Below are 24867 nucleotides of genomic sequence, written 5' to 3'. Positions count from 1 at the left end.
AGCAGAGTCTCAACCCGTGATATTCGACAAGCGACCGGAATTTCGGCGTCCGGTAGTGCGCCCCTATCGGGCCACCAGTTGGCGTGGAATGGCTGACACAGTATGCAGCGCGCTTGTCAAAGGTTTGAAGGTCGTCGGCATTCTCATCTTCCTGGTCGTGACTCTGGCTTCTGGCGGGAGTGATCTTCCAAGTGCACGCACGGTCTGGCGCGGCGCTGTCCTTGCGATCGTAGTGGCCCTGCTCTTGTGGGTGGCCTATTACATAGGCCTACTGCACTAGCGGCCCGCATGCACTCCCCCACCCCCTCGCCGAACGGCCGTTCCCGGGTAGAGCCATGCAGTTCGGCTACCGTCCTCAATCAACATGGCCAACTTTGGCATGGAAATTTGGTCGAGTCGCGAATCGCAAAGCTCGGCGTAATCTGTCCACAGCCAGTGCATTCCTTCAGCGCCTTTCAGCTCCTTCAGCGCGAGTACGGGGTTGTTTCGGCGGACCGCTCAAGCTGACCTCGTTAGCGCTCCGATTCGCGCACGAACCTCGCGTAAAGCCGATTGAAAGAGAGGGTGGCATTGTTCGGGCAAGTCCCGCTGCAGCGGGTGCCAATAAAATGCAAACGTGTGGCCGCCGTCGTCGCTAGTCTCGAAGGTCCACTCGTCAGGCAATTCCGCCCCCGACTCGCACAGCTGGAAAGACCAGATCTGTTCCTGATAGGAAGCGCTCCAAAGACCAAGATCGGAGACCACGTGAGCGTCGCAAATACCTGACTCTTCACAGAGCTCACGAATTGCCGCCTCCGGCGAAGACTCACCCTGCTCAATGGTGCCCTTTACCAACTGGTAGCCTGCGGCAGGATGCTTGAATGCGAGGATATGTACGATACCGTGACGACTGCGCAAAACAATCGGGCACGCTTTTGTTGCGATCATGTGGCTCCTTCGATGGATTCCTTGGGAAATGCCGATCTCGTCGAACAGCCTTCGCGTCAGTTCAAGCGCGACGAGCATGCGGCGAAGCTTCAACAGCGTAGTCGCGTCCGGCACCGCTTCGACTGCTAGGTTGATCCCGGCGAACGCGCGCATCGCCATGCTGTCGTACAGAGCGTCTTCCAGCGCCTCGTCCGATAGACCATACCACTGCTAAAGGAAGTAAATGCGCAGCATTCGCTCCAGTCCGATCGGCGGCCGCCCACGTTTGCCGTTGGGGTAGTACGGCTCGACCGCCGCAATCAGGCGCGACCACGGCACCACGCCTTCCATCTGTCACCAAGGCTCGGTTAACGGGTAGCTCCCAGAACGGCCACCAAACGGAACGTATCATGAAGACCGGTGTGTTGTGATAATCTGTTTTGGGAACTACCCGTTAACCGAGCCGATTTCGCTTCAGAATTGACGGTCTATGGCAAACCGAATGCGTGAAATTACCCTTCCGACAACAAGGAAGTTCTAGATGAGTGCGAAGCCATATCTCCACCTCTGCAGACAGACTGAAGATGAGGGCGCGTACCAGCCTGATTGGCCAGGAAATGCGCGTTTGGTCGAATTCACACTGTCATTGGCTGAAGATGCCCATGATTTGATGCAATCCTCCTACGCCATGGGTGGCGGTCAAATTTCAGAATTTCGACCGTGGCTGGACACGCTTCTCGCCGATGCAGAATACGATCCTGCTCTAGTCTTTCCAGTGCTAGATAACTGTGGGCGAATGGTTGCGTTCGCCCAGTGCTGGAGCAGCGGTTTCATCAAAGACCTCGTCGTTGATATCGATCGGCGTCAGCAAGGACTTGGGGAAGCCCTGCTACGCCACCTGCTGGTGACGTTTAGAGAACGAGGGGTGAAACGCGTGTGCTTGAAAGTCGAGTGTGATAACCCAACCGGTGCTGAAAGGTTGTACAGACGCCTTGGATTTGACACCGCACTCGCATGACCGTCCCGATATCCTTCGCCTCAGGACACATTGATCATAGCCAGAAGATGACGGTGGTGACCTGAGACCCGTCTTCCCTCCAGATTTCAGGAGAGTCTTGGTTTTTTCAATGAAGCCTTATGCGGCGCCCCCTCCCCAGCGTACGGCATCGCACAGACTCCCGCTACAGCGGCTCGTAAGATACCTTCTCGGCCCCCCGGCCCATCAGCCGGCAGAGAAGTTGCATCGCCGATTCTGCCAACGCTGGTGTTTGCCATTGCCATCAGGAGTAGCCATGACGACAGATGCTGAGAAGAAGCTGTGGGCAGAGTTCGACGATATCGCATCCAAGAGCGAGAATGAAGACGTTCAATCGATAGTCAAGGCCATCAAGCTGCATGCGCAAGTGATGAGCCTTCGGCTCGGTGCGCTTGAGGCGAACGCAAATACCTCAGCCAAGCATCCAGCAAAGTGACGCGGCCCGGTGCGATCGCCTCGTGCCTGGCACGGCAGGCCCTTGCACTGTCCCATCGACACCTTCCTCCCTGGGCTTGCACAAGAAACCCATGCAAATGCACACTAGCGTACCGACCTGATCCCTGTCCGCGCCCATTGTTGGGTTAGATGCCGATCCGACAAGCATGGAGTCCTTTGAGATGGATGCAAGCCCAATCTCGCCATCTCGACGTCACAGATTGATGAGGAGGAGCAACTCGGCCTTTGCGCGGACGAAGCGAAGGCGATAGCAAGGCGACTGAATGAACGCCCGTGCAAGACACTAAACTTCGATACACCGGCTGAACGATTCTATCAAGCTGTTGCATCGACGGGTTGAATCTGCCACCAACGACGGCCATCCGCTCGAGCTACTCTCTACGCAAAGCCCAAGTCAATCCGGGCTCAATTCGAGCGCTGCTGCCGGTGCCGATTCAACTCGCTAAGGTATGAGCCAGGTATTTGCTTCAATTCTCCATCTGGTCCGAGTACCCCGATGAATGTGTTGTCTACGGCAACTTGGAAACCCGATGGCACCGCGAAGAACTTGACCAAATCTGGCCGGTCAACACCGAGTTGATAGAGCGAGGTTTTGAAGAAGCGTGTCGGGTCCTGTGAGCCAGCGTTGTCATCCAAGTCTGTGAGCCACCAGTCAGAGTCCGTGTCCTGGACGGGTCCGCGCGTCAGCAGTATTCGGCTTGCAGTCTTGTAGTTCACGTGCACGACAGCGCTCTGGCGCAGCGAAGGAAAGTCAGGATCCACCTGGGGCGAGAGGCTTTGAACCATATCTTTCTGATGGCGTAGGTACATCAGCGTGCTGTCAATCGCGTCAGTGAACTTCACGGGGACAACCTTCATATCGGGCTCCATCACCCGTAGATATCCGGCCGGCCCCTCTTCGAGCATCGTGAGCATCCATCCGACTTGCAGGCTCTCACCGCCTCGGAATCTCTCGCCGTCGGCAACCCGCTGTTCGAGAAATCTTAGGAACCAATTGAGGTCTTCCGTCGGAACCACGCTGTTTGAGACCCGAACCTGAAATTCCGGATGATTGAACCGCTTGCAAGCTGTAGTCGCGTAGACCGCAGCGCCGTTTGGTTGCTCCTGAGGTACCTTTGAGCCGAACGACGAGAACGGTAAGCGAAGACGCATGATTGCCTCTTTTCAGGTGACTGGTGACCCGACAGATACTGAGGGGCCGCAGCCGAAAGGCCCTTCCTGGCCGGATTCGCCGGCAAACGAGACCTCCTTGATCACGGCATCGGAATCGATGAACGCCGAAACCTGAGTCGCGGCTGATGGCATCAGCATCTGATACTCGTCACTCAAAAATTCCGTGACCTCGATTGCCGACCACGGACCGAGTGACGCCGAATAGTCGCAGAATTCCTCCTGGATCTCACGCCATGACAAGTAGGGCTTTCTCGACAGAAGTATTCTCGTGCCCGCGTAGATGATGTGGATAAACGCCATGGATAGTCAATGCTCGATGTGCACTATATTTGTTCTTGGACGCAGCGACCTTGTCAAGCCGAGACGCCCACTTCAAGCAGGCGCCGGACAAGCAATGCCTGCGAGCGGTTCGCGAGATTGCACAGCAACGTCATCATGCCCGGCTGCGCCAACACTTCCATATGCGCGGGACTCGGCCGCGTCCAGCTACTCCCTTCCGTAGCAAGCCATATGTCAATAGCCGAAGCCAGATCCTCACGAGTTCGTTCATCCGGCTCGCATAGCTGCCCCACAAAGGCGATGCAAACCAGATAGTCCCATTTCTCTCGCTTGGCGATCCTCAGCGCCGTGATGTGATCCCCGTATTGCTCGAGCATGCCCCGTAGCTGGGCGAGCGAGACAAAGGCACCATGCCTTACGCACAGAAGAGCGGCAGTCCTGCGAACCCGGCGAGATGGGTCTTGCATGGCGCGAGCGGCGATATCGTCTTTGGTGGACGGCGCGAGCTTCGCCATGAGAATCAGGGCCTGCGCGCGCACCTCCACGTGCGCCGATCGTGTGTGCTGCCCAATGACTGGCAACGCCTCTTTGCCTTGCAGTTCCCCGAGTAGAGACAACACCGCTCTGATTTGCCCGGGTCTCAGGCGTCCCGAATCCAGGGTGTCGACGCAGTGACGCAAGGCATCAAAGCCGCGCTGCATCAGCCACCGCGCCGTGCTACAGCGCAGGCTGCCCTGGGGATCAAGGAGCGCGCGCTTAGCGAAGTCCATGGCAGCGGGGTCGTCTTGCTCAAGGATGGACCGCAGGGCGGCGCGGCGCACAGGCCCAAAGGTAGATGTCATTGCCAGTTCAATGCAACGCTGCTGCTCCGCATGCGGAACCTTGTCGATCAGATTTGCTGCCTGACGGGCAAGAACAATATCGCCGGATGCCAAGCCAATCCTAACAAGGTCGACGATAGACTGGAGCCCATGATCGAGGCAAACGGCAAATGCGGCGCGGCGCAGCCTCATATCCGTGCTGGACAGTGCGCCGGAGATAGCTGCGCTGCCGCCTGCCTGGACAAGCTGCTGTTCGAATTTGGCAAGCCAGGGGCCATGATCGGTGCGCATTGCCTGGGTCAGGCTCCGGAGCTTCGGTAGCAGCGGCACGAAGAGTTCGGCCGGCGTCGTCGCAAGCAGCGTGAGCAGCCCATCGCCGGCGACCTTGCGAACCTGGGGCACCCAGTCGTTCAGGCGGTCTGCGATGGGCGCAAGGAATCGCGGGTCGCCGATTTCCACGCACCGGGCAATGCCTGCCTCCCTTACGTAGCCGGAATAGTGGCAGATCGCCTCCGCCAGCAGTTCGCGATCATCCGTGGCCGCGATCCGCGCGAGCGCGGCCCGAAGAGGAACCGGATTGCTCTTGGGGAAGTAGATTGTCTCGTGCGGTGCATCCGCAGGAGGCCGTAGGCAGAAGATCTTTGGGATCAGACTCATTTCCGTTCAATCGTAGGTTTGTTGACAAATTCCCTGCCTCACAACTCGGTTTTCTGCAAGGAAGAGGCCCTGTAGATTCCCCTGCGGTGCCTGCGGACGAGACCAGCATCAAAAATGCCAGAACAAGAAAACGAACGTTCATCAAAATAATCGGAGTTATTCCGGACAAGTTTCTGTAGCTTGCTAGTTCCAATCCGAGATTGAACCGGTGTCTTTGCCGATCGAGCCATCAATACTGAAACACCAACTGCAACCCCGCCGTCACACCCGCCGTATGAAACGCCGCCGGCTTATAAACCGGCATACCCAAGAACAAGTCATACGACACCGCCCCCAGCTTCGACCCCAGCCCGCCTCTCAGCCCAATCACCGCGCCCGCCAACTGCGTACCCACCAGCCCTTCGGTCGACGGCCCAAACACGCGACCATAATCCAGCCCCGCGTACAGCGCCTGCCCGCTCCCGCCCAGCGGCGCCTGTAGCTCATTGCGCCAGTAGAAACCGCGCTCCCCCGCCAGCAGGCTTTCGCCATCGAAGCCGCGCACCGTGTACCGGCTGCCGATGGTCAGCGCGTCGATATAGAACAGCCGGTCATTGGTGAACTGCCCGCGGATCGTGGTGACATAGCGCAGCGACTGCTCCGCCAGCTTGAACGGCACCGACAGGTTCGCATCCAGCACGGCCATGCGGTAACGCCAGGTGGGGCCGCCCAGCTGGGCCAGCGTATCGGGCTGCGCGCCAAGGCCGGCCACGCCCTGGCGGTAGGCCAGGCTGCCGTCGAACTGGGCGGCGCCGAAGTAGTGGCGATCGGTGATGCCCACCTCCACCACCGTGTTGTTGCGCCGCTGCTGCTCGATCTCCGTATCCTCGATAAAGCTCTTGCCAAAGCGCTTGGACAGCCGGAACTGCAGGCCAAGCACATCGTTCTGGCTGCGGCTGAGCACCCGCTGCAGCTTGAAATCCACCGTCTGCGAATTGCCGCTGGAGACAAAGGTCTGGTTGACGCCGGCAATCTGCTGGTAATAGGTGCTGGAATACGCCGACACCGTGCCCGTCCAGTAACCCCACGGCACCGAGTAGAAGCCGTTCCAGCCATGCGTGCCGTGGCGCCGGTCGCCAAAGGCCAAGTCCTGGCTGTAGCCCACGTTGAACAGGTCGTTCAGGCCCAGCGGGTTGTCAATGCCCACGCTCAGGTTGCCCTGCAGCTTGCCGGTGGAGCGCGTGCCCGAGTTGTCCATCGACGCCACCACCGTCCACGGCTTGGTCCGCTTGACCGCGATCACCACGTCGCTCTGGCCCGGCACGCTGGTGGGCACAACCTGCATGTCCACATCCTGGCTGGTCACGCGCTTCATCTGCTCCAGGCCTTGCTCCAGGTCCCGCAGGTTCAGCAGATCGCCGGGGCGCGCGGGAAACGCGCTCTTCCACGTGCCCCGGAGATCCGCCTCGGCAAAGCGCAATTGCCCGATCACGCCGGGGATCAACGCCATGCGCAGCGTACCGGAGCTCAGATCCTGCTCGGGCAGCAACACGCGCGTGGTCACATAGCCCTGGCCAAGGATGACGTGCTGCACGCCCTTGGCCAGCATGTCCACGCCCTGCTTGCCGATGCAAGCCCCCTGGTAGTGATCCAGCCACGCACGGGCAAAGGCGAACGGATCCTGCGGCAAGGCAGACGCGCCGCGCGCATGCAGCGCGGGCGGCAGCTCCGCCGGGACTTCAAGCACAAAGCGCTCGATGCGAAAGCACGGCTGCTCAACCGGCAACGCGGGAAACCCCTCTGCCGACGGCTGCGCTGCCCGCACGCCCGGCGCCTGGACCGCCTGGGCGCGTTCGCGGGCTTCCTGCTGCTGGCGCACGCGCTGCTCCTGTTCCGCGCCGGAGAGGATGGCGGCCTGACCCGGATTGGCGGGAGGCACCTGGGCACGCAATGACGTGCTGGTGTAACCCGCACCACCCGCTACCGAAAGCATGGCGGCAATCATTCGTCTTCTGATCTGCATGAAAGCTTGTATTTGCGTGACCAAGCGTCACGGCATGTTTGGCGCCCGCGCGCGGCTAACCGCTCACGCCATTAATCGAAACCGATGCAGGTAAAACCCCGCTGGCGCGGCTCGACCCGCTTGATCTGCACCGGCTTGACATCCGTCTCGTCCGTCTCATCGAACACCGCGATATGGCAGTAAGGCTTGTTCGCGCTCACCGCCTGCTTCCAGATGGAAACCTTCGCCGACTCCTCATCCGGCCCCGGCCGGCCATGCGCGACGTACTTGTGCCCCGCCTCCGGCTTGAACCGGACCATATCGCGGCAGCGATGAATGCCCGATGCACCGTCAATCGCAATCACCAGCGGACGCGCGGCACGCACGCGGATGCCTGGCGCAGCGGACTGCGTGTTCAGGATGGCATCGCCCTGATAGCATCCCTTCTGGTTCACTTGCGGAATGGTCATGCTGAAGCCGCCGGTTCCGTAAAGCTCGGCAGACGGATCGTCGGGGCCGAGCGGCGGCGCGAGCGTGGAAACCGATGTGCAGCCGGCCAGCAGGGCTGGCAGTACGAGCACGGCGAGACGAGAGAATTGACCCATATAGCGACTTCTTTATATTGGCTTGATGACAACGCCGGGAAATGCACCCCCGGATACGACGTCCGGCCAAGAGGGCGTGCACTCTGCGTTACGCACAACACCCGCAACCCCAGCCCGACAAGACAACAACCGCGGAGCGCTACTCCACGCTAGCCGGAGCAACCGCAGAAGCCGGCGCGGCTTCCGCCGCCGGCTCGGCAGCCTCCTTAGGCGGCGCCTCCTCCTTAATCACATAGGACGGATCGGCAACCCAACGCCCCAGATCCTTCCCGATGGCAACGGCGGTACGGTCAAGGATGGAGCACGTTCCCTTGAAGCCACCCCACATCCCACCCACCGACCACCGGTTGATCTTGGTATTGCGGATCACCTTGCCGTCTTCAAGTAGATCGGCAGTCACAGTGATAGCTTTAGGGCCAGTCCAGGCACCGCCGCCAACACCCAGGATGTGGGTGATCTGCAGCCGGAGCACCTGTGCACCGTTGGCATCGCCCGTGGAGGCTACCGTGCCGTCGCCGGTCTTGTTCCGCTTGCGCAGCACATCGCCGACGCGGGTGGTCAGCATGTTCTCGATCTGGCACTCGGACTTGACCTGGTCGACTACGCTGGCACCGGGGGCGTAGGTAACTGGGGTTTCCAGGAGGACTGGGCTGGCTGCGAAGGCGGTGGTAGTGGAAAGGCAAAAGCCGATTAAAAATAGATGCTTCATGATTTTTTATAGAAAGTTAAAGTTAATGTGGCTCTATGTTCCAAAGTCCGATTTCGATCGGCATACGCAATGACCAACGCGCCGGCATCTCGAAATTGCGTGCGACGAACGGTACATACCTCGTCTACGTCCAGATTTCGTTACCTACGTCATCTATCCAGATGGCTCCTCCTGGGCAATCTTCTGAGAAGAACCATATCGCAAGTCCGGTATTATTTTCCAATTCTGCCTCACTCGTAGGGAAAGACTCCAGAAATCTCCTAATTATTTTCTTTTCGTCATCCTCCGAAACCAGCTCCCTCTTTCCCATCTTAATTATTCCGTTTTCTAAAAACCTTTCCAATAGCCACAAGAATGCTTCTCTTGCGACGTCGAAATCCCCATAATCCTGCTGCACGCATAACCATACGGCATCGAGCGCCATCCCTTCTGTAAGATCGGCAATTTCCTGCAGGCGCTCATCTTCGAACATGGGAAATATCAATCCTTCCTCAAAACCACACCACCCCCTCGGCTACGCTACTGGTTCAAGTACTTCCTCCGAACCATAAGCAGATCATCGCGGAAGCTATCATTCGAGAACCTAGTCTTAGATCCGAGAATTTCCCGTTTCGATAGCAGCACGCACTGGCCGTTGAATTGCATAACTCACATCAGCTCGATGCATTCAGCCATTCCAAACCGGATAAAATCCGTTCTTTAATCTTCTTTGCATCCTCGATGATCCCATGGTCATTATCCAGCAGCACAGTTTCAGGATCACTTAGACCCAGAACGAATTTGGTAGAAAATTCCATTCCACCGTCACGCCCCTCAACCAAAATAAATCAAGGATCTGAAACTCGCTCCTTCAACCGGTCAATTTCGTCTTTGCTATAGCAGCCCATCTCGATATCAACAGGTTGAATAGCGATCCAACCATCCCGCATACCACCCGGCTCCTCGACGATATATCGCTCACCATATTCTCGTCGCATCAGACCAATATTCTTTATTAAGTCGCCGACACAATCAGGCCGACTTGAGGAATCGATGATTAGTAGGAATGTGTACATCAACGAATTCCCGATGACTCGCTGTGCGCCGCCCTGGTATATTTACGCCCACCCGGGAGAATCCAACTCTCGAAGCAGTTTCGGATCTCAGTTGGACTTCGGCACGTATTTCCAATAAATTGAACATGAGAGTCAATCCATCACATTCGGCGCAACCTCTCCATACGCGTACGATCGACCGTTCACCCCTTCATTCTTATAATACAAAAACGAAATTTCCCTCACCCCTCCCGAGCCGGCTCATCTCTTTCTAGTATCTCAAGGCGAAACCTCCTTGCCTCTACATCCACTCTAACGGATGATTTAAATCCTTTTAGACTTCCTTCAAACAAGAACTTCTCGAAACGATCTTTACCCTCCCCTTTATAACCATAAACGACAGGATCAAGCCAGACCGTCTCACCATCTTTTTCAGAAATCTGCCTCACTTCAAAGGTGAAAGTTCTCACCTCATCGAAAACCAGAACACAGTGCCCAACAAATCCATCGACATTTCTGCGCGAAAATAAATGGACCATCTCAGATCTAACAGCCAGCCAATGGCTAACATAAATCTTCAGCGCGGAACCATCGAAAATGCGAGCACCATACTGACAATTAAATGTATCAATATCGCCCCAGCAATTATTAATTGATCTCATTATCGATCTCTCCCAAGGTAGTGGCAACGCATTGAAATAAATTACGCTCACCACCGAATCGGCGACCCCTTTAAACAGAACTCTTCGCACTAGAGCCGAATTCCGCTATCAGCCTCATCGAAAACCAAAACACAATGCCCAACAACTCCATCGGAATTTCTGTACAAAAATAACTCAACTACCTCGCCGCTAGCAGCCGACCAACGACTCCCACTCGCTTCCCGCTGCGAAGAACCGACGGGTTACGGATTCCTTATCAAATCTATGGCTACGGCCATCTTAATCTGACTCATCCTCGACTTGTGGCGACTCGAATATTCTTGTCGCGAACTAGTTTCATATGAATATGGTGATCCATCCTTGGGAATTTCTAGCGTTACCACCATATCTTCCGACACAAGTAATTCATAAATATCTTCGCCTTGATCAGGTATAGAATTAAGAACCACCGCATTTTCTATAGACGGAAAAATGTCCCGTATAGCTCCCAACAAAAGCGGACACCATCCTTCAATAAAAATTGAATTTCGGCCCGCAATCAAATCTCCTCTAATTTTATTCTCCGTCACACTTCCGATGAGTTTCATTTGATTCTGCCTGACATCAAATACGATGATATTTCGAATATTATCTTTCGGCACGGTGAAGAGAGCATTATTCTCTCTTCACCGTGAGGGCGGCTGCATCAGCATAATAGAATCCACTTCTACCCATAATTCGTATCTTATTGAGATAAAAAACCCATTCTGAACCAGCGTAGATTAACGATTCATACCGTGAAAGAAACAACGAATTCAGACCCGAGCTCCTGTTGTAATTGTTTTGCAAGTTTAATACCTTGCACTTTGAATTCCGCCTTTATTTCATCACTATTGAATCCGGAATTCACTGGATCCTCTATATCGATAGCTTCATCGAAGAACCGAGCCCAATCCGCTATTTTCTGCCGAAGTTCTGTAGAGATTGGCAAAGTGTTTGGATCAATATCACCGTACATACCAGGCGACATGTCCCATAGAGGATGGCATTGATAGTCAGCCATGAGCTTCAAATTTTTCATTTCACACTTCCCTTTGGATTCGCGCTGACGCGGGTGTTGCACTTGGGACTTGAAACTGCCCACCTAATTCCAGTTTGACCTTGATGGTCTGCTGCAGGTGGTAGGGGTGGCCGACGGAGGCTGGAGGCGGCTCAGGAGGCAATGCAACCGCCACTGCGGGGATGGCCGACCGTTTACAACCGGCAGTTGCAAGCACTGCGTTGCGGTCGCTCTCCGACAACCCAGTGCCCACGCGCGGTCGAGGGACAACAGCTTGTATAGAAGCGCTGGTCATGTTCTAGCATGAAGGCGCGTGCACGAACTGATGCACACGTAAGACTATGCTGGGCGCCTTCCTCCGTCACAACTACCATCCTTGCTTACGAATATGATCCAGTTTCCAAAAATGGAATAATTAATATCACCGGTCATGAGTTTCTCCTTGCAACCCTAACAAAGATATAAAATTAAGCGCTAATTCATTGCAATCGTCACAATTAAATTATCGAATTCTGGGGCTGATGTTCCATCGCTGCAGAGCAATTTAATTCTATCTATATCGTTCTCAACAATCATTCCAGAATTACCAATCCAAGCCTGCATAATCCCGTCAACTCGCCACACATTCCAAGCCTTAAAAACAGTTTCCAATGCACATGAAATCTCCATATCAACAACATCTGGACTAGTGTCTTCCCATAGAACGATGTCTTTCTGTTTCTGGCCAGCGACGGTGATATGACCAAGATCAACCTTTAACCTAAGTCCTTGAACTGGACTATTTTTTGCTGATATTCGCTCTACACGGACATGCCACTTCCCCGCCGCGAGAGGGATCCGATAAATTGGTACCACAAGCATATCACCCAGAATTACTGGCTGTGCCTTTGACTCTTGAAACAACTTGGCGAGCGTTTTTGGATGCATAGTTTCTAGTATCCATGTCCTCTAGCTTCTATAGAAGCGCTGGTCATCTTCTAGCATGGAGGCGCATGAACGAGCTGATGCACGCGTAAGACTATGCAGGGCGCCTTCCTCCATGACAACTACCATCCTTGCTTACGAATATAGGCCAGTTTCCGACAACAGAATGATCAATATCACCGGTTTCGACGAACCGGCGCGTTTGATACGGGAAATGCCATCTCCCATCGGCCTCCCTAATGCCCGCATCGACGATTACATATTGATCGCACTTGGGAGGACTCAAACTCTCTTGCAAGTACTTCTCGGCAATCTTCCTAGCTTCCGCAATATCCATTTTCACTGCCCCGTTGATTACACCAAACCGGATGCTCTGGCTGACCTTGGGACTCTTGGAATAACTGAGCAAGTGTTTTTGAAGGCATGGATCCCGGGATATTTTTGGCTGTATACATCCATCTAACTCCGCTTTCATTTCACCTTTTTTATCTTGCCCGCTGGAACCGATTCCCCAATAAAATCAAGCAACTCTTTTCTTTGCATTGCGTGGACAAAATACCTGAGATTAATAGATCCCCTCGCAAACAGCGCTGTCCATTTAGCACCCTCGATAGCTACCATTTTTTCTTATTTAACAATATACTCCGCCATCCAGAAATATCCGGATGCCCGGAATACCTGACTAATATTGCACAGCCAACGTTAACTGGACTCACGCAGCTATTATTTCGAAAACACTGCTTTCAAATGCTCGGCCAACTCACGTAGATCCGCATAAGCCAACGGCCCGAAGTCTGGATAGTTTTCCTCTACGTATTGCTCCGGTGTAATTCCGATATCTCGCGCCATTTCCGACACATCTATAATGAGTTTTGGGCAAATCATCCAATTTGTGGTGCCCGGAAAAAAGTCCCGGGAATGACCCACAATTACCCACTTGACATTCCCCTCAAATGTATCCACACCCAATCTGATTTTTGATATTGTCTCAGAGTTCTCAACTACAAATCTAAAACTAGTAAAAGGCGGAACTTTCGATCTATCCTCGCTTATTGGATCTTGGCCTTTAAATTTGAAAGTTGGATATCTAGACTCAAATCTTTGCCAGGCGAGCGGACCAAGCTTTTCAATAAAATCAAGTAACTCCCGCCCTTGCTTTGTATCATCGGTTTCCATTATTGCAGTCCTATTAATTTTTTAGAAATTGTTATTCCATCTGGATTCATCTTTCTCATATGTTGCCCCCAGTCCCCCAATGGAATTGCTTCTTTCGAAATACGAGGATCATACACATAGCGGCCATCAGTATAGATCTGATGATAGGATAGTCCGTCTAAGTTATTTCCGTTCTCAAATATATTTAAGTTATGAGGTTTACTTGACCGAACCTCCAATATTTCACCTTTCCCGCCAGCGGCGTCAAGCAGACGCGACGCAATCTCTGAACAATCAGTGCAACGCGTATTCGCTACCATATCCCGCATTTGTGCTGTACCCATTGCATCAAGCACAGACTGGTTCGGCGGGAAACTTGGATTTGGCGGACGAACGGGGCGACTCATGCCGGGAAGAGTGACTTCACCAGTGATCCCCACGCCCTTTCCGAGGGTTGCCGCCTTTGCGGCCTCCTCCGCCGCCGTTGTCGCTGTCTTGACTACGCCGGCAGCGCCACCGAACGGCAAATACGTAACCAACTCACCACCGATTCGCCCAATTTCCTTGGCGTCTCCCTTCTCGTAGGCCGACGCCAGTCTCTCCCTCTGCTCAGCCGTAGCACTAGCTATCAACGCCTCCCAGGCTGTCGGATTCGCCAGAAGCCGACCCAATCCATCGATCGTGCCTCGCAACTCTTCACCCGCCTTCTGGTCACCCATCCCTGAGGCCACGACGGTGCCCGCCAGCTTTGCCATGTCAGCAAGTCCCTGGGCAATTGCATGCCCGGCGCCGGTAGCGGTGCCGACAAGGCGATCGACCTTCGACATCGTTCCCGCCGCCTGCGCCTCTGTGTTCATGGCAAGCAGAATGTAGTCGACCGGGCTCACGCCGAATGCACCGAAGGTGTCGTCCCGCTTACGAAGGATCTCGGCCTGGGCGGAGCGAACTTCCTGTTGCAATCCTGTGCAAATCGCGCTGCTGCTCCCCGCGCAGGCTGACAGAGCTGCATCACGTTGCTTGTCAAGTGCAACGAGCCGATCGCGCTCCCGGCAAGCTTCTGCGTTACCGCTTGCCGTGCAGGATTGATTTGCCTTCGTGAAATCAAGTATCTCTTGGTGCTTCAGATAGTTGTTTTCCGTGGCAACCTTGCCAACGCTACCGCCCACAGCCAAGTCAGAGCCGGATCCACCGGCAGCACCGCCTGCTAGGCCGCCAACGATCATGCCTGCAAGCTGCACCAGCGCCTTTCTGTCTTCTACGCTGACGCCTTCCATACCAAGCAGTTGAGCGCCGAATGACTCCACTGCCAGCTTGGCGGCGGCCCCGCCTGCTGCGCCAGCCGCAAAGTTTCCGCCGATCGCCATTGACATGAGACCGCCCAGAAGGCCGTGCACAGCCACCTTGGTCGCCGTGGGCTGGCCCTGGAGAAGGTCTCCTGCTTTGTCATAAACCATCGGCGCCAACTGCTGCACCAGTTCGGCCCGGACTTTGTTCTCCTCCTGCTGCTCCTTCACCTTCTTCGCATCAAAGATCTTATCGAGAGCCTGGTTAGCGCCATCCGTATCCCGATTCAAGCTGGCAAGCACTTCTTCCACCGTCTTGCCAGTCTTCTCCTTCTGTGCCTCGGCATTGGTGATGGTCACCGTGCTATTGGCAATGGCGCTCCGGGTAGTGCCGGCGGCGTTGCCTTCGATCGGCTTTTGCGCATTGCCTGCTGCTGTGGCTGCCAGGGAGTTGACACCGTTCTGCAGCAGGTTCCCGTTGCCCCATTCGGTGTGCGCCTTGATCAGGGTGTCGCCGTCTTTGACGTCGGGCATGCTCTTGCCCGCGGTGAAGCTGCCGGCAATAGTCGACGAACTACTGCTGTACTCCGCCTTGTTCTCAATATCGCTGGTGGTCAGCGTGCCGGTGGTGAGGCTGTTCTTGCCAGCGTCAGCCGTGCTGGCCAGCACCGCGCCCTTCAGGTCCGTGTTCTGCTTGACGTTGACCTGGAACCCGCCATTGCCCGCGTAGATGCCGCTTTGCTCCCTGACCGAGTTGTAGGTGCTGTCGGTGTTGCCGCTCGACACACTGACGCTGCCGCTGACCGTGGTGCCGTAGCAGATCGGGGGCACGCACAGGCTGGCCTGGAAGCCGGATGACGATTCGCGGCTGTGGTAGTTGTCGGTGTCTTGCCGGCTTTCCACATTGAGGTTGCGCCCCACCTCTGCCCGCACGGTGTCGCCGGTGACTTGCGCGCCCTTGAGGTTGGTGTCGCGCCCGCTGGTGATGGTGAGCTGGTCGCTGGCGCTGACATGGCTGTTGTGGTTGGTGACGGAGTCGCCGTCGCCCTTGGCCTTGTTCTGGCTGGCGGCGAGTTCGAGCGTGAAGCCGTTTTGCTGTCCGCCAAGTGCGAGGCCCACGCCGATGCTGGCGTTGCTGCCGCCGCTCTTGCTGCTTTGGCTGGCGGTGTCTTGCGCGCTTTCCAGGTTGACGTCGCGGGCGGCGCTGAGGGTGACGGTTTTGCCGTCGATCTGTACGCCGCGCCCGGTGATGTCGCCGTCGGTGGCGTAGCCGTTGGCGTCCTTGCCGCCGGAGCCGGCGGCGACGATGGTGACGGCGTTGCCGGCCTTGACGGTGGTGCCTTGGTTGGCGCTGGCCTGGCTGCGGGATTCGGACTCGGAGCTGCCGCCGCCAATGCTGACGGTGGCTTTGATCAGCGCGGTGCCGCCGGTGCCGCCGCTGGCGAGGTCCCGGACGGTGCTGACGCCGTTGGCGACCGCGAGCGCGGCCTGCGCCGCGTAGAGCCCGCGCAGACGGTCGTTCTTGCTGTCTTCCATGCCGCGGGCGGCATTCTCGATGGTTTGCGCGGCGGTCACCGCGTAGCCGGACAGGGCGAGCGTGACGCCGTACTGGCTGGTTTTGTCGACCTGGTGGCTGTTTGCCGTGTCCTTGCCGGGGTCAAGCACCACGTTCTTGCCGATCAGCGTGACGTCTTTCCCGGCGGCGATGTCGGCGCCGCGTGCGGTGAGGTCGTCCTTGGCGCTGATGGTGACGCTGCCGTTCTGGCTGACCACCTGGCTGCGGATGGTGTTTTCGGTGGTCTGCGCCGTGTCCAGGTGGTGGGACTCGGTGCGGATGCCGACGGTGCCGGTGTAGCCGGTGCCGCCCAGGTCGCCGATCTGGCGGCTGCTGCTGTCGCTGCGCTTGGTCTTGCTGTCCTGGCCGGAGAGGATGTCGACCTTGCCTTGCAGGGCGGCTAGCGTGAGGTCGCCTTCAGCCGACAGGCCGCTGCCGGCGATGGTGATGTCGCCGCTGCGGGCCTTGACGGCGACGGTATTGCCGGTGACCACCGTGGCGTTTTGCCGGGCGGCGCTGGCGTCGCCGCTGGCGCTGGCTTTCTGGTTGCCGTACGGCAGCATGGAGACGCCGCCGTTGTTGGGACCGCCGCCGACAAAGCGGCCGACGTCGCCAAGCGAGGGCGCGGCGGTGCTCAGGCTCCAGCCGCTGCTGCTGGAGCTGGTGGCTTCGCGGTAGCTGTCGGTGGAGGCTTGCAGCAGGACGTCGCGCTGGGCGTCGAGGATGGCGGCAGCGCCGGCGCTGACGGTGCTGCCGGCGATCAGGATATTGCCGTCGGTGGCTTTGCCGTTGGCGTCCTTGTCGCCGTTGCCGGTGGCGCGCAGGCGGATATCGCCGGCGCCGGTGAGCTGGCTGCCGCGCTGGGAGATCGATTCGGTCTCCACCTGGCTGCTGCTGCGGTTGCTGCCAAAGGTGATGCCCACCTGCGGCGCGGTGAAGGCGGCGGCGCCGAGTTCATTGAGCGTTTGCTTGGCGCGGGTGACGGTGCTGGGGTTGCGCTGGATGTCCTGGAGGTTGCGCGCCGTGTCGAGCGGCGTGCCGGTGAGCGCCATGGACAGGCCGCTGGAGCGGCTGCTCTGGCTGCTTTCCTGGGTGATGTGGTCCACGCCAGCCAGCACGGCGATGTTCTGCGCCTGGATGTCGATATGGCCGGCAGTGGTGTTGCCTTCCTTGCGCCCGGCGATCAGGTCGCTGCCGAGGATAGTGGCATCGCGCCCGGCGCTGATGGTGACATTGCCGTTGGTGGCGCCCACCGTGCTGCGCGCATCGCTCTGGGTGACGGCAAGTGCGTGGCCGGCGCTGTTGGCCTGGTTGCTGCCTGCCGAGACGCCGATGCCGCCCTTGCCGGCAAAGGCGGAGAGGCCGGAGGATTTCTGCTCGTGCGCGTAGCTTTCTTCGCGGGTGTTCTGGCCGGCGGTGATCAGCACGTTGCCTTTGGTGGCGGCCAGGGCTACGCCGTCGGTGGCGGCGATGCCGCTCTGGCGCACGGTGAGGTCGTTGCCGGCGGTCACGCGCACGGTGTCGCCGCTGACCAGGCTCCCTACGCCAAGGTCGGCATGGCTGCTGGTCTGGTCGTGGCTGGAGCTGCGCGAGAGCAGTCCGCTGCTTCTGCTGCGGCCATCGTAGCTGGCGTCGTGCACTTCCCGGGCTTCGCCGATGGTGATGTCCTGGGTGGCGACGATGCTGACGCCGGAGCCGCTCACGCCGGGCTTGCCGGCGCTGACTTCCGAGCCGGTCAGCGTGACGCTGCCCTTGCCCGTGCCTGTGACCGGCGCGGCGGTGATGCCGTTGGCTTCCAGCAGGCCGGCCGCCAGCGTTGTTTGCCCGGCTGCCAGGGTGGCGCTGGTGCCGCCTTGCACGGTGCTGCCGCGCACGGTTTCGTCATAGGCGGACTGCGTGTAGGACGCGCCCTTGCCGCCCAGCGAGCCTTCGCTGTGGGCGGTGGTGTCCTTGAGCGCCGTGACGGTGAGATCCCGCCCGGCGATCAGGGAGACATCGCCGCCCGCCCCCACCTTGGACCCCGCCAGCGCGGCGTCGCGCCCGGCCACCGCCACCACATTGCCGCCTGCCTGCACCGTGCTGCCGGCCACCGTGCTGGTCTTGTCGTGGGCATAGCTCTGGCCGCCGCGCGAGACGGCGTCCTGCGTGGTGCCGAGGGTGACCGCGCCAATGGTGAGGTCACGCCCGGCGCCGATCAGTGCGCCCTTGCCGGCTTCGAGCACGGCGCCGCTGAGGGTGACGTCGCGCCCGGCCAGCACCACGGCGTTGCCGGTTGCCGAAATCGCCGCCACCGCGGCCACGCCCGTGGCGCCCGCGCTGTAGCCGTTGGGCCCGATCGTGCGGACTTCCGTGACGGTCTGCGTTTCGTTGACCACATCGCGCCCGGCTTGCACCAGGACGTCCTGGCCGCCGATGCGCCCGCCCAGGTTGCGTACGTCCTGCAGGGCCTGGACCACGGTGGTGCCGGTGGTGTCGCCAATGGCGCCGCGGTTGACGATGTTGTTGCCGAGCACCTGCGTGGCGACGTCGCCAACGATGCGGCCGCTGTTGTTGACGTTGCCGGTGGCATTGAGCGCGACGCTGTTGCCGGTGACGAGCGCGCCGGTGCTGTTGAGGTCGACGGCGTTGGACTGCGCCAGGTAGACCTTGGGCACCAGCACCGATTGATGCGTGCCGTCGGGCAGCGTCACCTCTTGCGCTACCAGCCAGACCATGTCGGTGGTGAGCTGGCGCATCTGGTCGTCGGACAGGCCTACGCCGGGGGACAGGCCGAAGGCTTTGGCGTAGGTCACGCCGCTGTTCATCAGGGCCTGGTATTCCTTCAGCTGGTCGGTGTAGCCGGCCAGGAAGGTACGGCCGGTTAGTGCCGTGACCTGGTCGCGGACGAGCTTTTCTTCATAGAAGCCGTCGCCGAGGCGCTTTTGCACCTGCTGCGGGTCCAGGCCGAGGGCGCCCAGCATGTAGTCGCTGGAGAGGAAGGTCTTGTACTGGGTGAAGCGTGAGTCGGTCTCGATCAGGTAGGGCGTGGCCGGGGCCGGGCGCAGCGTGAACAGGCCGTTGACGGGCAGCGTCAGGTTGGGGATGCCGCCGGCGGCGGTGCCGAGCGTCTGCGGGCGGTTGGTGGTGCCGGTGGCGGCCGCGACGGGGCCGGCGCCGAGCGTTGGCGCGGCGCCGGCCGTGCCCGCGAGGCTGTCAAGCTGCGTGCCCGAGGCGCTGCCGCCGGCCACGCCGCTGCCAGTGACAGTCTGGCCGACGCGGTTGACGGAGCCGACGGTGATGTCCTGCGCGGTGGTCTGCACCGCCTGGTTGGCGGTGGCAAGGGCCGGCAGCGCGGCTACCGTGGTGGGCGCCTGGGGCGTGGTCGGATACGGCACCGTTTGCTCATCGCTGTTGCCGCCGGATTTCTGGTGCCAGTAGAACGTGGAGGTGTCGGTGGTGCTGACCGTCTGCTGGAGCACCGTGCCGACGTCCTGTACCCCGCCGCCGGCAGCGCGCCGGGACAGGTTGCCCCCGGCGGCCATGATGGACGACTGGTTCAGGATGCTGCCACCGTCGCTATTGATGCGGATCGAGCCCTGGGCCTGGACCTTGGCCGCGGGGGTCGCGCTGACCAGGCGGTCGGTGGCAACAGTGGTGACGGTGGTGCGGGAAGTCTCGCTGTAGTCGTGAACGTCCGGGCCGAGGTCGTAGCGCACGCGCACCTGGTCCGGGCGGAGGTGCTTGGCAGGGTCCCAGTCAGGCCAGAAGGTGATCCTGTAGGTGGTGCCGGTGTCCTGGATGTCCTGGTAGTACTGGGTGGGGTTGGTGGCAAACGGGCGCCCGCCCGGACCGTCTCCGCCGGTGCAGCCGTTGTCGTTGCAGATCGGGCCGAAGTAGCCGCCGTATGTCTCAAAGGGCGGCTCCGTGAAGGAAAGCGTCTTGGCCGTGGTATTGAGATTGACCACCTTGGACTTCGGCACTTCGAGCGTGACCGGGGCGCGCAGCGCGTTGACCATGTCCCCGCTGATGCTTGCCGCCGTAGTGCGCCAGGCCCATCCGGGGAACGTGGCACTTAAGTGACCATTGGTTTCTCCGTCACCCAGCCCGGCGAGCCAGAGCGAGAGCGTCTGCGTCGTCGTGGTCTGCGGCGTGCCCGCCTCCGTCACGATGCTGGTACGCGTGTTGTTGACCGTGCGCGCGGCGATGTCGATATCGCCGTCTGCCTCGATCGTTGCCGAGCGGTTGTTGAGCACGCCGACCTGGTTGGCCAGCATGCCGGTGCCCGGGTCGCGCGTGCCGTCGCGGGCGATCTGCAGGTTGCCGGCACTGTAGATCAGCGCGCCGTCCAGGTTGGAGACGGCGTTTGAGGCATGGATCTTGAGGTCCTGCGCGGCGGCGATGACGGCGGCCGGGCCGGTATTGCTCACGTCCGCTGCCTGCACCTGCACGGTGTTGCCGATCACGGCGCCGGTGTTGGCCAGTGCGCCGCTGATGGTGTTGACGGCATTGCCTTCGATGCGTCCGGCGTTGGTGATGGTGCCGTCGGCCTGGACGGTGGTGGCCTGCGAGTTGATGCCGGCGCCGGCGGCATTGTTCACATTGGCGCCGCGCACGGCCAGGCTGCCGCCGGCCGCCAGCGTGCCGGTGTTGGTGACCGCGCCGCTGGCACGCAGTTGCAGGTCGCCGTCGGCGCGCAGCTTGTTGGCGGCGTCGTTGAGATAGTCGCCCGCTACGTTGAGCGTCAGGTTGCGCCCCGCCGTCATCTCGCCGCTGCCGCTGACGGTGCCGGCGCGGCTGGATACGCCCACGTCCTGGTTGGCGCGTACCGCGCCGCCCTGGTTTGTCATGGATGCGACGGTGAGCTGCACGTCGGTGCCGCCAAGCACGTTGCCGCCTTCATTGGCGAGCGTGGTGCTGGCCTGGTTGAGGGTCAGGCCCTTGGCGCCGTAGATCCTGCCGCTGCGATTGTCCACGCTGCGGGTCACGCCCAGCGTGAGCGCGCCGGCCGCGGCGATCTGCGCGCCGCTTGCGTTGGCGAGATCGGTGGCGGCGAGGGTCACGTCGCCGTTGCCGCCGAGCGTGCCGCTGGTGTTGTCCAGCGCGCCGGCGGCGGTGATGGTGGTGGCGCCGTCGCCCGCGTTGGCAAGCCGCCCGCCGCGGTTGTCGATGCCGGATGCGGAGACGGTGGCCTTGCCGTGCGCGCCGTTGGCGGTGAGCGTGCCGGCGGCGTTGCTCAGTGTGCCAGCGGCTGCGACCGACAAATCGCCGCTGGTCTGCGCCGTGCCGCCGGTGTTGTCCACCTGGCCCTGGCTGGTGAGCGACAGGCCGGACTGGCCGTAGAGCGTGCCCTGGCGGTTGACCAGGTCCGCGCCCGTGGTGACACTGGCGGCGCCTTGCGCGGACAGGTTGCCCCGGGTGTTGTCCAGCGAGGCCGCCTGCACGGCGAGTGCGCCGTTGCTCTGGATGGCGCCGGCTGTATTGCCCAGCGCGCCCCGGCTCGTCAGCGCCAGGGCGCCGTCTCCGGCGTGCGCGATGCGCCCGCCGTCATTGGCCAGCGACTGCGCGTCCACCGTCAGGTTCTTGCCGTTGGTGGCCAGCGTGCCCGCGGTGTTGTCGAAGGCGCCACCCGCGTTGATGACCGTATTGGCCTTGCCGAACTGGTTGATGGCGCCGCCGTTGTTGGACAAATTGCCTGTGGTGCGGATGCCGGCCTGATCGCCTTCGATGCGGCCGGCGGCGTTGTCCAGCGACGCCGCCGACAGGTCGACGACACCACCGGACAGAGTGCCCTGGCGATTGCTGGCCGCGCCCGACACAGTGGCCGTGAGCGCTTCGCCCGCCGTGATGCTGCCCTGGCCGTTGTCCAGCGACTGTGCATCCAGGCTGGCATCGCCCTTGGCGGTGATCTGTGCATGATTGGCCAGCGTGGCGGCTGCCAGCTCCACCTTGCCGTTGCCGCCGATCCGGCCCGCATTGGCGTTGACCAAGGCTTGCTGCGCCTGGACCCGGGTCAAGCCATCGCCCGCATTGACGATGCGCCCGGCGGTGTTGTCCACGCTCGCGGCGGCAAGTGACATTGCGCTGTGCGTGCCGGCGGTTTCGATCCGGCCGGCCGCGTTGGTCACCGCGCCGGCGGCCCGCAGGTCCAGCGCGCCGTTGGTCTGGATGGTGCCCGCGGCATTGCCCAGCGCGCCACGGCTGGTCACGGCCAGCGTGCCGTCGCCCGCGTGCGCAACGCGGCCGCTGTCGTTGGACAGCGACTGCGCATCCACGGTCAGGTTCTTGCCGTTGGTGGCCAGCGTGCCCGAGGTGTTGTCCAGGACGCCACCCGCGCTGATGCGGGTGTCTGCCTTGCCGAACTGGTTGATGGCGCCGCCCCGGTTGGCCAGATCGCCCGCCGTGCGCACGCCAACCAGGTCGCCTTCGATGCGGCCCGTGGCGTTGTCGAGCGAGCCGGCCGTCAGATTGAGCGTGGCGCCTGACATCGTGCCCTGGCGATTGCTGGCCGCGCCCGCCACGGTGGCCGTGAGCGCATCACCGGCCGTCACACTGCCCCGGTTGTTGTCCAGCGACTTGGCGTCCAGGCTGGCGTTGGCCCGCGCGTTGATCTCGCCGGCATTGGCCAGCGCGCCGGCCTTCAGCCGCACATCGCCGTTTCCGCCGATCACGCCGCCCTTGGCGCCGCTGGCCGTGGTGCCGGCGGCATTGGCCAGCGTGCCTGTTGTGGTGACCGCCAGGCCGCCGGCGCCCAGCGAGGCCAGGCGGCCCGCGCTGTTGTCCAGCGAGCCGGCGTTGACGGCGAGCGCGCCGCCCGCCTGCAACTCACCTTGCTGATTGTTGACGGCGCCGGCCGATTGCAGCGTGGCTGCGTCTTGCGCCAGCATCCGCCCGCCCTGGTTGGAGACGCTGCCGGCCGTGATGGTGGTGCCACCCTGGCTGGTCAACTGTCCCCGGTCGTTGACGAGCGCCCCGCTGGCATTGGCGCTTAGCGCCCCGCCCGCCTGGCTGCTGGCGCCGCTCAGGTTGATGTCGCCCGCGCTGGCGGCGAGGCTGAGGTTGCCCAGCGCCGCGTTCTGGCTGCCGGCGAGCTGCAGCGCCGTGCCCTGCAGGCTGGCATTGCCGCCCGCGAGGTGCTTGCCGCTGGCCGACAGCGTGCCGGCCGCCACCACGCTCAGGTCCGCCTGCTGGCCGATCGCGCCGTCGCCATTGACGCCCGCGCCCAACGTGCCGCTGGAGACCACGCTGCCCGCGTTGACGCGCAAGCCCTGCTGCGCCGCCAGCGTGCCGCTGTTGCCGAGCGCGCCCGCGGTATCGAGCGAGACCGCCTGCGCGCCATAGATGGTGCCGCTGTTCTCCACGCCTTCGCGCGCGGCGATGGCGAGGTTGCCGCTGGCGCTGGTCTTGCCGGCGAGTTCCAGCCGGCCCTGCGCGCTGAGCGTCAGGTCGCCGGCCTGCGCGGCCAGCACGCCGCGGTGGCTCACGCCCACGCCAGCCTCGGTGCCGACCAGCAGGATCTTGTTGGCATACATGCCGCCTAGCTGGCTTACATCGATGCCGATGCCCGGCGCGGGACCGGTCCCGGCGATGGGCGTGGCGGCCAGCGTGGCGCGGTCTACCTGGCTGGCGCCGGCGATGACGTTGAGGTTGTTGGCATAGATGGCCGCATTGGCGGTGACGCTGCGGGCGATCAGGTCGACCTGGTCGACGTTGCCAGCGTTCAGCCCGGTGCCCTGCACCGAGATCTGCCCGCCGGTGACGCGGAAGGCGTCGAGGCTGCCGGTGCCGCCGTACACGGGCACGCCGGTGGTCAGTGTGGCGCGGCTGGTGTTGATGAAGCCACCACCGTCCACCATGATGCCGTTGGGGTTGGCCACCACCACTTCAGCCCGGGCGCCGGCCACTTCCAGGTAGCCGCGCAACTGGCTGGGCAGCGCGCTGGTGACCTGGTTGACGATGACGCGCGCGTTCTGGCCCGGCAGCAGGTTGGGGTTGCCGTTGACGAAACCGGCTTGCTGGGTCGAGACGATGGTGGGCGAGTTGTTGAGGATCGCGCCGCCCTTGGGCACGTCGAACTGGGTGTAGGCGTTGGTGGACACGCCCGCGCCCGAGGGCCGCGTGATGTTGACTTGCGCCAGGCCGTTGCTGGTCTGGATCACGCCGGGGCGGTTGGCGCCGGCATTGGGGTCCGCCACGATCTGGGCCGTGGCCGGGGCAGCCAGCCCAAGCAGGGCAACCGAGGCCAACGAGGCAGTTGAGGCAAACGAGGCAAAGCGCGCGCGCGGCATGGCTGGCAGCGCGGCCGCCATCGATGCCATCGATGCCAGCGATGCCAGCGATGCGCCAGGCGCCGGGCCTTGCCCTGCGCGGCGGCGGCGCCGTTGCGCGCGTGCGCCGCCTTGCTGTCCTGTTCCGATGCTGGCGGCCGATTCTTCAACGGCGACCAGCATCGCGCGATGCCTGCTGTAGACCAGGCGGAAACTGCCCTTGTTCATAATTGGATAGACCCTGGATTAGCGGTGCTTTTCTGATGACTGGCACCCTTGCCGGAATGACTGGCGACAACCGTCACCCTCTTTGAATGTGTGGACAATATTTAATGATGACGGCAATGCG

General features: G+C 60.7%; 19 protein-coding genes and 1 pseudogene. 2 read left to right on the top strand and 18 right to left on the bottom strand.

Annotation, left to right across the window (positions count from 1 at the left end; all coding sequences use genetic code 11):
- Positions 1-498: 498 nt before the first annotated feature.
- Together AC1RQC_RS15715 and AC1RQC_RS15710 are read right to left on the bottom strand one after the other, a co-directional pair.
- Positions 499-927 (bottom strand): NUDIX hydrolase, encoded by a 429-nt coding sequence (locus AC1RQC_RS15715; RefSeq protein ID WP_492807469.1) that lies wholly within the window; start codon positions 925-927, stop codon positions 499-501.
- A gap of 27 nt (positions 928-954) precedes the next feature.
- Positions 955-1260 (bottom strand): annotated as a pseudogene (locus AC1RQC_RS15710) (transposase); the annotation flags it as partial.
- A 187-nt stretch (positions 1261-1447) separates the two neighbouring features.
- On the opposite strand from AC1RQC_RS15710, the gene AC1RQC_RS15705 reads away from it, so the two are divergent.
- Positions 1448-1924, top strand: coding sequence for a GNAT family N-acetyltransferase (locus AC1RQC_RS15705; RefSeq protein ID WP_492807055.1), 477 nt, complete (start codon positions 1448-1450; stop codon positions 1922-1924).
- A gap of 274 nt (positions 1925-2198) precedes the next feature.
- Positions 2199-2378 (top strand): hypothetical protein, encoded by a 180-nt coding sequence (locus tag AC1RQC_RS15700; protein ID WP_416052260.1) that lies wholly within the window; start codon positions 2199-2201, stop codon positions 2376-2378.
- A gap of 425 nt (positions 2379-2803) precedes the next feature.
- Here the strand turns inward: AC1RQC_RS15700 and AC1RQC_RS15695 are convergent, their stop codons facing one another.
- The 16 genes from AC1RQC_RS15695 to AC1RQC_RS15620 all read right to left on the bottom strand — a co-directional run bounded on the left by AC1RQC_RS15695 (position 2804) and on the right by AC1RQC_RS15620 (position 24746).
- Entirely contained in the window at positions 2804-3550 is a 747-nt protein-coding gene (locus AC1RQC_RS15695) for an immunity protein Imm33 domain-containing protein (protein ID WP_492829500.1), read from the bottom strand.
- A 12-nt stretch (positions 3551-3562) separates the two neighbouring features.
- The gene (locus AC1RQC_RS15690) at positions 3563-3871 is read right to left on the bottom strand and encodes a hypothetical protein (RefSeq protein WP_492829499.1); all 309 of its coding nucleotides are present in this window, start codon (positions 3869-3871) and stop codon (positions 3563-3565) included.
- A 53-nt stretch (positions 3872-3924) separates the two neighbouring features.
- Entirely contained in the window at positions 3925-5328 is a 1404-nt protein-coding gene (locus AC1RQC_RS15685; protein ID WP_492883904.1) for a HEAT repeat domain-containing protein, read from the bottom strand.
- Positions 5329-5557: 229 nt separating this feature from the next.
- On the bottom strand, positions 5558-7330 hold the full coding sequence (locus AC1RQC_RS15680; RefSeq protein ID WP_492883903.1) for a ShlB/FhaC/HecB family hemolysin secretion/activation protein: 1773 nt from the start codon (positions 7328-7330) through the stop codon (positions 5558-5560).
- Positions 7331-7401: 71 nt separating this feature from the next.
- Positions 7402-7914 carry a hypothetical protein gene (locus AC1RQC_RS15675; RefSeq protein ID WP_492883901.1) on the bottom strand — a complete coding sequence of 171 codons (513 nt, stop codon included), beginning with the start codon at positions 7912-7914 and terminating at the stop codon, positions 7402-7404.
- A 139-nt stretch (positions 7915-8053) separates the two neighbouring features.
- Positions 8054-8623 (bottom strand): hypothetical protein, encoded by a 570-nt coding sequence (locus tag AC1RQC_RS15670; RefSeq protein WP_492883899.1) that lies wholly within the window; start codon positions 8621-8623, stop codon positions 8054-8056.
- A gap of 124 nt (positions 8624-8747) precedes the next feature.
- Positions 8748-9095, bottom strand: coding sequence for a DUF596 domain-containing protein (locus tag AC1RQC_RS15665; RefSeq protein WP_492807045.1), 348 nt, complete (start codon positions 9093-9095; stop codon positions 8748-8750).
- A gap of 181 nt (positions 9096-9276) precedes the next feature.
- Positions 9277-9420, bottom strand: a complete 144-nt coding sequence (locus AC1RQC_RS15660; RefSeq protein WP_492807043.1) for a hypothetical protein — start codon at positions 9418-9420, stop codon at positions 9277-9279.
- A gap of 30 nt (positions 9421-9450) precedes the next feature.
- Complete coding sequence (locus AC1RQC_RS15655) at positions 9451-9678, bottom strand: hypothetical protein (protein ID WP_492807041.1); 228 nt, start codon at positions 9676-9678, stop codon at positions 9451-9453.
- A 221-nt stretch (positions 9679-9899) separates the two neighbouring features.
- Positions 9900-10319, bottom strand: coding sequence for a hypothetical protein (locus tag AC1RQC_RS15650; RefSeq protein ID WP_492807039.1), 420 nt, complete (start codon positions 10317-10319; stop codon positions 9900-9902).
- Between the two features lie 242 nt (positions 10320-10561).
- Complete coding sequence (locus AC1RQC_RS15645; RefSeq protein WP_492807038.1) at positions 10562-10906, bottom strand: hypothetical protein; 345 nt, start codon at positions 10904-10906, stop codon at positions 10562-10564.
- 182 nt (positions 10907-11088) lie between these two features.
- Positions 11089-11379 carry an immunity protein CdiI family protein gene (locus tag AC1RQC_RS15640; protein WP_492807036.1) on the bottom strand — a complete coding sequence of 97 codons (291 nt, stop codon included), beginning with the start codon at positions 11377-11379 and terminating at the stop codon, positions 11089-11091.
- A 453-nt stretch (positions 11380-11832) separates the two neighbouring features.
- The gene (locus AC1RQC_RS15635; RefSeq protein WP_492807034.1) at positions 11833-12285 is read right to left on the bottom strand and encodes a hypothetical protein; all 453 of its coding nucleotides are present in this window, start codon (positions 12283-12285) and stop codon (positions 11833-11835) included.
- A 91-nt stretch (positions 12286-12376) separates the two neighbouring features.
- Entirely contained in the window at positions 12377-12619 is a 243-nt protein-coding gene (locus AC1RQC_RS15630) for a YrhB domain-containing protein (protein WP_492807467.1), read from the bottom strand.
- A 386-nt stretch (positions 12620-13005) separates the two neighbouring features.
- On the bottom strand, positions 13006-13458 hold the full coding sequence (locus AC1RQC_RS15625; protein WP_492829489.1) for a hypothetical protein: 453 nt from the start codon (positions 13456-13458) through the stop codon (positions 13006-13008).
- A complete protein-coding gene (locus tag AC1RQC_RS15620; RefSeq protein WP_492883897.1) occupies positions 13458-24746 on the bottom strand; it encodes a hemagglutinin repeat-containing protein in 11289 nt (3762 codons plus the stop codon). The genes AC1RQC_RS15625 and AC1RQC_RS15620 overlap by 1 nt, the downstream gene beginning before the upstream one ends.
- Positions 24747-24867 lie beyond the last annotated feature (121 nt).

It is taken from the genome of Cupriavidus sp. GW822-FHT03E04, assembly GCF_058801495.1.
This window is presented reverse-complemented; position numbering and strand designations above follow the sequence as displayed.

What these genes read in the sequence shown, in the direction of transcription:
- AC1RQC_RS15650 (WP_492807039.1), bottom strand. Translation starts at nt 10,319, where the DNA reads ATGAGATCAATTAATAATTGCTGGGGCGATATTGATACATTTAATTGT.
- AC1RQC_RS15715 (WP_492807469.1), bottom strand. Translation starts at nt 927, where the DNA reads ATGATCGCAACAAAAGCGTGCCCGATTGTTTTGCGCAGTCGTCACGGT.
- AC1RQC_RS15660 (WP_492807043.1), bottom strand. Translation starts at nt 9,420, where the DNA reads ATGGAATTTTCTACCAAATTCGTTCTGGGTCTAAGTGATCCTGAAACT.
- AC1RQC_RS15655 (WP_492807041.1), bottom strand. Translation starts at nt 9,678, where the DNA reads ATGTACACATTCCTACTAATCATCGATTCCTCAAGTCGGCCTGATTGT.
- AC1RQC_RS15685 (WP_492883904.1), bottom strand. Translation starts at nt 5,328, where the DNA reads ATGAGTCTGATCCCAAAGATCTTCTGCCTACGGCCTCCTGCGGATGCA.
- AC1RQC_RS15640 (WP_492807036.1), bottom strand. Translation starts at nt 11,379, where the DNA reads ATGAAAAATTTGAAGCTCATGGCTGACTATCAATGCCATCCTCTATGG.
- AC1RQC_RS15695 (WP_492829500.1), bottom strand. Translation starts at nt 3,550, where the DNA reads ATGCGTCTTCGCTTACCGTTCTCGTCGTTCGGCTCAAAGGTACCTCAG.
- AC1RQC_RS15630 (WP_492807467.1), bottom strand. Translation starts at nt 12,619, where the DNA reads ATGGATATTGCGGAAGCTAGGAAGATTGCCGAGAAGTACTTGCAAGAG.
- AC1RQC_RS15625 (WP_492829489.1), bottom strand. Translation starts at nt 13,458, where the DNA reads ATGGAAACCGATGATACAAAGCAAGGGCGGGAGTTACTTGATTTTATT.
- AC1RQC_RS15620 (WP_492883897.1), bottom strand. Translation starts at nt 24,746, where the DNA reads ATGAACAAGGGCAGTTTCCGCCTGGTCTACAGCAGGCATCGCGCGATG.
- AC1RQC_RS15680 (WP_492883903.1), bottom strand. Translation starts at nt 7,330, where the DNA reads ATGCAGATCAGAAGACGAATGATTGCCGCCATGCTTTCGGTAGCGGGT.
- AC1RQC_RS15665 (WP_492807045.1), bottom strand. Translation starts at nt 9,095, where the DNA reads ATGTTCGAAGATGAGCGCCTGCAGGAAATTGCCGATCTTACAGAAGGG.
- AC1RQC_RS15690 (WP_492829499.1), bottom strand. Translation starts at nt 3,871, where the DNA reads ATGGCGTTTATCCACATCATCTACGCGGGCACGAGAATACTTCTGTCG.
- AC1RQC_RS15645 (WP_492807038.1), bottom strand. Translation starts at nt 10,906, where the DNA reads ATGAAACTCATCGGAAGTGTGACGGAGAATAAAATTAGAGGAGATTTG.
- AC1RQC_RS15635 (WP_492807034.1), bottom strand. Translation starts at nt 12,285, where the DNA reads ATGCATCCAAAAACGCTCGCCAAGTTGTTTCAAGAGTCAAAGGCACAG.
- AC1RQC_RS15705 (WP_492807055.1), top strand. Translation starts at nt 1,448, where the DNA reads ATGAGTGCGAAGCCATATCTCCACCTCTGCAGACAGACTGAAGATGAG.
- AC1RQC_RS15700 (WP_416052260.1), top strand. Translation starts at nt 2,199, where the DNA reads ATGACGACAGATGCTGAGAAGAAGCTGTGGGCAGAGTTCGACGATATC.
- AC1RQC_RS15675 (WP_492883901.1), bottom strand. Translation starts at nt 7,914, where the DNA reads ATGGGTCAATTCTCTCGTCTCGCCGTGCTCGTACTGCCAGCCCTGCTG.
- AC1RQC_RS15670 (WP_492883899.1), bottom strand. Translation starts at nt 8,623, where the DNA reads ATGAAGCATCTATTTTTAATCGGCTTTTGCCTTTCCACTACCACCGCC.